Origin of the sequence: Kitasatospora sp. NPDC093102, assembly GCF_040683915.1 — a bacterium.
Taxonomy (GTDB): domain Bacteria; phylum Actinomycetota; class Actinomycetes; order Streptomycetales; family Streptomycetaceae; genus Kitasatospora.
Map to the genome: position 1 here is coordinate 1 of NZ_JBFBFA010000143.1, position 1,419 is coordinate 1,419.

General features: G+C 45.0%; 1 protein-coding gene and 1 pseudogene. Both read right to left on the reverse strand.

Annotation, left to right across the window (positions count from 1 at the left end; genetic code table 11):
* A pseudogene (locus tag AB0O11_RS39350) lies at window positions 1–198 on the reverse strand (hypothetical protein); the annotation flags it as partial.
* Window positions 199–253: 55 nt separating this feature from the next.
* Window positions 254–1,177, reverse strand: coding sequence for an IS5-like element ISSod12 family transposase (locus AB0O11_RS39355; RefSeq protein WP_363397433.1), 924 nt, complete (start codon window positions 1,175–1,177; stop codon window positions 254–256).
* Between the last annotated feature and the right edge of the window lie 242 nt (window positions 1,178–1,419).

A 1,419-nucleotide genomic window follows, 5' to 3' on the forward strand; every position in this document is an offset into this window, starting at 1 on the left:
GGCTTTGTATGCATCATCATTATTATTCCTTTTCCAGCGATCTTTAGTCGTATGAGTTCCCATAAAGCCAATATACATAGAACTCAATCGCTGCTGACCATCTAAGACTCCGATGATTTCTTCATGGGTGAATGTCCCTGTTTTTCTTCTGTTATAGGGCGATCGTTGGTCGTATTCTTTAAGAAAGTCGTAGAACACAGGCTTTGTTTCCTAAATCGAGTCAGCGAACAAAACTCTCATCATTGTTCAAATATCAAGCTATATAGTGGGTTTCAGGCATACCTAGCCCAGTAAGCTTGTTCAAAGCCCTAATCATCGCGTAAGCTTCTCCCACCTGAGCGTTATAATTCCGCATGCTCAACGTGCCTCCTAGCAGTTGTTTTATCCTGTACATAGCGGTTTCTGAGATTGAACGGCGATGATAACCATACCGTTTTTTCCACTGCTTATTTGAGCCATGAAGCTGTTGCCAACTGACGGCTAAGTTTCGTGGATGCCCTTGTTCCCATAGCGCAGCACCTTCCCTAGGTGGAATGAGCACTAAAGCGCGTTTTCGACGAACGGCTTCGTGACAGGCTTTCGTGTCGTAAGCACCATCACCCGAGATATTGCGTATTTTTCGATGGGTTTGCTTAAGCAAATTGGGCATCACTTCAGCGTCTGTGACACCTGATAAACTGAGTTCAGCGGCAATAATTTCATGGCTATGCGTATCTACGGCAATATGCAGTTTACGCCACACTCGGCGCTTTCCATCTGTGCCATGTTTCTTCACTTTCCACTCACCTTCGCCATAGACCTTCAAGCCTGTCGAGTCGATAGCTAAGTGCTCAATGGCGCCGCGAGTCTTGGTTTTAAAAGCAATATTGACCGTTTTCGCGCGTTTACTGATGCAGGTGTAATGCGGGCAAGATAATGGGATGTCACCCAGTTTAAACACCGAATTGATGAAGCCTTGTAAGGCTCGCAGTGGCATAGAGAAAATACGCTTAACCATCAACGCAGTGGTAATGGCTAAGTCGCTAAACACTTGAGGGCGACCTTTCTTTGGCTGCTCGACCTTGGCTTTCCACTTAGCAATTGCATCCTCATCAATCCAGAAGGTAAGTGAACCGCGGTTGATTAAGGCTTGGTTGTATTGCTTCCAGTTGGTTGTTTTATAGCGAGGTTTTGACACGGTTAATGGGTAAGTTGATAGGCGATGCCGATCAGATCAGCGGCTACGGTTTTAGTTCAACTTATTTAGGAAACAAAGCCTATATCCTCAGGTCCTATAGGTGTGCGGCACGTTCTTGACCGACTTATAACGCCCAATTAAGGTGTGAAGCACGCTACCATAATATTTGGTTAGATCACCGTAAACACTGAACTAGACCCAAAACAAAAATGCCAAGCGTGCTGAATCACTCTTAAATTGTT